This window comes from Malonomonas rubra (assembly GCF_003247215.1).
Lineage (GTDB): Bacteria > Desulfobacterota > Desulfuromonadia > Desulfuromonadales > Geopsychrobacteraceae > Malonomonas > Malonomonas rubra_A.
Genome location: NZ_QKAP01000032.1, coordinates 1 through 5,231 on the forward strand (window position 1 = coordinate 1; position 5,231 = coordinate 5,231).

Here is a 5,231-nt window from a genome sequence, read left to right on the forward strand (position 1 = left end):
CTTGAGCCAGTTTTCGCAGAGGTCGATCAACGGGATCATATTGGCTGCCGGTTGTTGCTGGTAGGGGCCGAAAGCCAGAGGGCGTCCGACACCGCTGGTGAAATCCTGGCAGCTTCCCAGTCGGTCCAGGTGTCGTAGCCAGCTCTCTCCTGTCAGCGCTGCGGCTTCGGAGCGAGGCTGATAGCTGATGCAGAATCTGCGTAACAGGATCGAGAGCTGCTTGATTGTCTGCAGGCTATCCGCAGTCTGTCGATATTCTTCACGAAGTCTGTTGAGTTCTTCAAACGTCATCCGTTTCAATAATGTTTTCTTGCGCTGTCGAATGATAAATAAAAGTCCGATCAACAGTAGTAGTAAAAGGGCGAGTAGCATCCACCAGCCGGGGGCCGGGGGCCAGCAGCTGATCGGTTCCGGGAGGTGCAGGTCATGTAAGCCGGCAAGCGGTGAGGTCGTTTTCATCCTGCCGGTGTCCTTAATCCAGAGCTTAGACAGCTGATCAGGTCGTCTTCGGTGGAGCTGGGGATCAGAGTCATCCGGTGTTGGCGGCAGAGTTTGGTCAGTTGCTGGAAACGGCTTTGAAATGACTCGCTATGTTGCCGGCGGAGTTGACGGTCGCCAGTGTCGAGAAGCAATTCCTGACTGCCGGAACTTATTTTATACTGACCAGCCGGTGGCAACTCGCATTCCAGCGGATCATGAATAAAAATCAGGGTCATGTCGTTGTGCTTGGCCAGGTAGCCAATGTTTTTCTCAGCATCCGGGGCTAGGTTGCGAAAATCGCTGATCAAGACGATGCTGCTGCCCGGGCGGGTGCCATGGCGTAGCTTTGAAAGATCCCACCGATAAGGTGGGGTCTGATTCTGTTTTGGTTTGTTGTCCCAGGCCGGGTGCTCGACCAATTGCCGTATGAAGTGAAAGACTGCTGATTTTCCCTGCATCGGGCGCATTTCAAGGTGTCGTTGTTCATTGAAGATCAAGCCACCGAGTCGGTCCCCTCTACCGATCGCACTCCAAGCTATAAGCGCAGCCGCTCGTGCCGCGACGACCGACTTGAAGGAACCGCGGGTGGCAAAGAACATCGAACGCCGGTAGTCGACCCAGATCAGGACAGGTTTTTCCCGTTCCTCGCGGAACAGCTTGGTGTGGGCTCGACCGGTTCGTGCGGTGACCCGCCAATCGATGCTGCGTAAATCATCGCCGGGCAGGTAGGGGCGGACCTCGGCGAACTCCATGCCACGACCTTTGAACTTGGAAAGGTAATTCCCGGCTTGCTGTGCGCCTATTTTCCGGGTTTGTAATCCGATCTGGCGCGCATAACGGTGTAGGGAAAGAAGATCGTTGCTGGTTACCCGAACGTTTTCCGTACCCGTTTGGCGGGAAGCTTTTGACGATTTAGATCTGACAGGAAGTATGCGATCGATCATGGTACTGCGACGCGTTTGATCAACTCTTGAACAAAAGTGTCGACGGTCATGCCGGCAACCTCCGCCTCATAGGTGAGTAGAACCCGGTGACGCAAGACATCGGCAGCCATCGATTGAATATCTTCTGGAGAAACATAGTCACGGTCGGCCAGCCAGGCGTTGGCGCGGGCACAGCGATCCAGCGCAATGGTTGCGCGGGGGCTGGCGCCGTACTGAACGATGCCGTCCAGATCGCTACCATACGCAGTGGGGTTGCGGGTTGCCACGATCAGCTGAACAAGATATTCCTCAAGCTCTGCGGAGCAATGCAGTGCAAGGATTTCATCGCGGGCGGCAAACAGCTCTCCCTGTGCGATCTTTTCGAGGGGAGGGTTTGTTACCTCTATATTGCGTGCTTCCTTGCGAGCCAGTTGCAAAATTTCGGTTTCCTCGCTGGCTTCAGGGTAATCGATCCGGACATGCATCAGAAAACGATCGAGCTGCGCTTCCGGCAGCGGGTAGGTACCATCCTGCTCGATCGGGTTCTGGGTCGCCATGACAAGAAACAGTTGTGGCAGCTTGTAGGTAGTGCGGCCGATACTGATCTGCCGCTCGGCCATCGCTTCGAGCAAGGCTGATTGAACTTTTGCCGGTGCCCGGTTGATTTCGTCAGCAAGGATCAGATTATGAAACATCGGGCCCTGTTGGAACTCAAAGCCGCCGGTCTGCGGACGGAAGATATCGGTTCCGGTCAGATCGGCAGGCAATAGGTCGGGAGTGAATTGAATCCGGTGGAAATCGGCTTCGATCCCTTCACTGAGCACTTTGACCGCCCTGGTTTTGGCGAGTCCGGGCGCGCCTTCGACCAACAGGTGACCGTCAGCTAGCAGGGCGATCAACAGGCGTTCAACCAATCTTTGCTGGCCGATGATTTTATTTTGTATATGGGATTTAAGCTTTACGATCGGGTGGTCTGTAGTCATTTTGCTCTCATTGAAAAGAGGAAGAAGTCTTCATTGCGATGGGAAACGATAGTTGGCGAATCTTAAACTCCGCTTAAGGCCGTTTATTTAGTTGAGCAGGTTAACTATTTTGTCGCAATGCCGATGTGTTTGCCGGGCGACATCACCAGCAGGCGCTGTTTAACAGCATCTTTCTATATCGCTCCTCCGCTGGATAATAAACTTTACATACTAGAAAAATTTGAAAAAAAGCGTCAAGTGTTTTTGCCTATTTGATTAGTCAGTGTGGGAGTTGTCAACGTGTCGTATTTTTTTTACAAAATTATATTGCTGCAAAAAAAACGCAGTAATAACAAAATTCTATTGTCAGGAATTTTTATTACATCGCTAGATAGACGTTGCCCCAATTGACACCTTTCACAGTCGTCAAATGGATGGGTTTCGTTATCGATTCAGATTCATATATTTGTATACTTTCCTCTGAGGCAAGGTAGATTTTGTTACTTCTGGCCTGCAGACGCGTTGGCCTGTTTTTTTTTTAGTGTTCTGATGGAGGCTGATATGCGCGCGCGGTCATTTTCTATCCCGCTTTTCTCACTCTTGCTCTCTGCCGGGTCAGTAACCTGTCGATGGTTTGGACCAGTATGCTGGCGGCGGCAGTGTTGAGCAATGTGTCTTTTCCTGCTTTTTATTTTGTGTTGCTTGGCTTGGTGATGTCTTTTTTAAACTCCGTCGGAATGTGTCTTATCGATCTGGTTGATGCTGAAATTGACAAGGCGAGCAAGCCTGAACGACTGATTCCTGCCGGTCGGGTATCGAAACAGGCCGCTTTGATTTTGATTGTCGGTTTGTTATTGTTGCCTTTGCTGTTGCAGTATTTCGTGTATCAAGATGCCCTGTTTGCTAGTCTGCTCCTGATCGGCCTGATTATCCTTTTGGCCTTAAGCATAAGAGCAACGCCTTGATGGTGCATGTCTTGGCTGGCTGTCGACTGATGGTTTTTGTTGTCGAGGGGCTGGCGGTCGCTGGATCATTAAGTGGTTGGGTTATCGCCGCAGGGGTGTTGCCGTTCATTTATGTGATCGTTCTCAGTCTGGTGGCGCGCCACGAAAATAAACGCAGTGAACCATTCCCTGTGCCGGTTATCCCGCGCATGATTGTCGGGATTTCTTTGCTTGATGGGTTGATGATGGCTTTCGGGGCAAACGTTTGGTGGTTGCTGGAAGGAGTTGTTGGCGCCGTGTTGACTTTGGGCGGACAGAGGTATGTGTGTGGCGGGGGATTAAAGGCATTGAGCAATTGAGTTGTTTAATTTGTGTGGGAGGTTCGACTTATGCCAGATAGTAACGGCATGGTCATACTGGTTGACGCCAGTGACAGGCCGCTCGGAATAGAAAACAAGTTGGTTGCACATCTCGGTAGAGGCAAGTTGCATCGGGCGTTTTCTATTTTTATCCTCGATTCTTCAAATCGCTTGCTGCTACAGAAGCGTGCCAGCTGTAAATACCATTGTCCAGGGTTTTGGTCGAACAGCTGTTGTAGCCACCCACAACCTGCGGAGGATCTGGTGACAGGGGCTCAAAAGCGACTTCAGCATGAACTTGGATTTTCGACAGTACTTACCGAAATTGGAACGGTTGAGTACCGGCTGACTTTGGACAATGGGATGGTTGAATGGGAACTGAATCATTTGCTTGTAGGTCACTATGAAGGGGTGGTAAATCCTTGCCTGGAAGAAGTGACCGAATGTCAGTGGACTGAGCTGGCTAAATTAGAGAAGGAATTGGAAGGGTACAAAGAGCAGTTTACCCCCTGGCTGCCGATCATCCTGCCATATTTAGTGAAGTTCGTAGACTGAGTTTTTATTCAAGATTTGCAAAAAAGAATGGCTGAACGTGATTGTTGTTCAGCCATTCTTTTTTTATGTTGCAAATTATCTTTAAAGAATGACCCAGGTTTGCGCTTTTGCCATCTCGACACTTTCCACCGGTGGTAGTTTCAGTCCGGTTCGCTCAAACACTTCGTCAATGGTCTCCTGGGTGAAGGAACGATACATCAAACGCGTTGTGACCTGGTATTTTCCTTTTCCAGGAAGAGGAATCTGGTAGGTTTCACTGTCCATCCCTTTGGCAGGGATGCGTCGATCGTAGCCGATCCCCTGTGCGCGCCAGCTCTTGCCGGTTAGGTTGCCATCAGCGTCGCGGAACAGAACCCGGAAGAAGACCGCATTCGGGTCGACATGATTCTTTTCATCAACCTGCCCTGAGCTGTAGACGAGTTTGCCGTCGCCGTCAACAACTTCAACCTGCAGCCACATGATGCGGATATAGGTTGTGCCGGTCGGAATTTTATGCCCGGCACCGACATTGTGAACATCGACCTTCAGTGCCAGCGTGTTTTTATCACTCAAATCATGCGAGATTCTCAGCTCTGCAGCGGCTTTGAGAAACTCTTTTGACAGCTCGGCCTGCTTGGTATGTCCCAGCACCTGCTGTGCGTAGGAACTGCCGCCGATAAATCCGTGGAATGCTATGTTGTCGCGAGTTTTGCCCATGAGGGAGGCGCGGCCTGGTGCTTTGCGGATGCCCGGAGTCGGGGTCATGTGGCAGTTCTGACAAGTGATGCTCTGTTGGGCGTATTCGGTTGTCTGGTAATCCTGCCATGTGTCGATGATGTGGGTTCCATTGGCCGGATTGATGACCATGTGACAGGAACCGCAGAATTCCGCCTTCGTATGCAACTTAGTGTTTTTGATTTTGTGGTAGAGGGACCGACCATCGTTCCGTGGGCCGATCTTTGTGCCGCCCGGTTCAGACACATGCCCCATGTTGTGCATCTGTGCGACTCGGCTGACGGTATGGCAGAA

General features: G+C 51.2%; 7 protein-coding genes. 3 read left to right on the forward strand and 4 right to left on the reverse strand.

Translation table 11 applies throughout. From position 1 onward, the window contains the following. The 3 genes from Q7J88_RS03145 to Q7J88_RS03155 all read right to left on the reverse strand — a co-directional run. The coding region (locus Q7J88_RS03145) for a DUF4381 domain-containing protein (protein ID WP_303720698.1) at positions 1 to 459 on the reverse strand (459 nt) is incomplete at its 3' end. Then, positions 456 to 1,424, reverse strand: coding sequence for a DUF58 domain-containing protein (locus Q7J88_RS03150; protein ID WP_303720699.1), 969 nt, complete (start codon positions 1,422 to 1,424; stop codon positions 456 to 458). The genes Q7J88_RS03150 and Q7J88_RS03145, both read right to left, overlap by 4 nt. Then, on the reverse strand, positions 1,421 to 2,386 hold the full coding sequence (locus Q7J88_RS03155) for a MoxR family ATPase (protein ID WP_303720700.1): 966 nt from the start codon (positions 2,384 to 2,386) through the stop codon (positions 1,421 to 1,423). Before Q7J88_RS03155 ends, Q7J88_RS03150 begins: the two co-directional genes overlap by 4 nt. Positions 2,387 to 3,009: 623 nt before the next feature. On the opposite strand from Q7J88_RS03155, the gene Q7J88_RS03160 reads away from it, so the two are divergent. The 3 genes from Q7J88_RS03160 to idi are packed head-to-tail and all read left to right on the forward strand — an operon-like array spanning position 3,010 to position 4,223. Then, the gene (locus Q7J88_RS03160) at positions 3,010 to 3,330 is read left to right on the forward strand and encodes a UbiA family prenyltransferase (RefSeq protein WP_303720701.1); all 321 of its coding nucleotides are present in this window, start codon (positions 3,010 to 3,012) and stop codon (positions 3,328 to 3,330) included. Beyond that, positions 3,327 to 3,668 carry a hypothetical protein gene (locus tag Q7J88_RS03165; RefSeq protein WP_303720702.1) on the forward strand — a complete coding sequence of 114 codons (342 nt, stop codon included), beginning with the start codon at positions 3,327 to 3,329 and terminating at the stop codon, positions 3,666 to 3,668. The genes Q7J88_RS03160 and Q7J88_RS03165 overlap by 4 nt, the downstream gene beginning before the upstream one ends. Positions 3,669 to 3,698: 30 nt before the next feature. Continuing rightward, complete coding sequence (gene idi / locus Q7J88_RS03170) at positions 3,699 to 4,223, forward strand: isopentenyl-diphosphate Delta-isomerase (RefSeq protein ID WP_303720703.1); 525 nt, start codon at positions 3,699 to 3,701, stop codon at positions 4,221 to 4,223. Between the two features lie 81 nt (positions 4,224 to 4,304). Here the strand turns inward: idi and Q7J88_RS03175 are convergent. Further along, positions 4,305 to 5,231 (reverse strand): hypothetical protein (locus tag Q7J88_RS03175; protein ID WP_303720704.1); only part of this gene is annotated, 927 nt, incomplete at its 5' end.

Bases quoted from the DNA above. Each gene is read 5' to 3' on its own strand.
- Q7J88_RS03150 (WP_303720699.1), bottom strand. From the start codon at position 1,424: ATGATCGATCGCATACTTCCTGTCAGATCTAAATCGTCAAAAGCTTCC.
- Q7J88_RS03155 (WP_303720700.1), bottom strand. From the start codon at position 2,386: ATGACTACAGACCACCCGATCGTAAAGCTTAAATCCCATATACAAAAT.
- Q7J88_RS03160 (WP_303720701.1), top strand. From the start codon at position 3,010: ATGCTGGCGGCGGCAGTGTTGAGCAATGTGTCTTTTCCTGCTTTTTAT.
- idi (WP_303720703.1), top strand. From the start codon at position 3,699: ATGCCAGATAGTAACGGCATGGTCATACTGGTTGACGCCAGTGACAGG.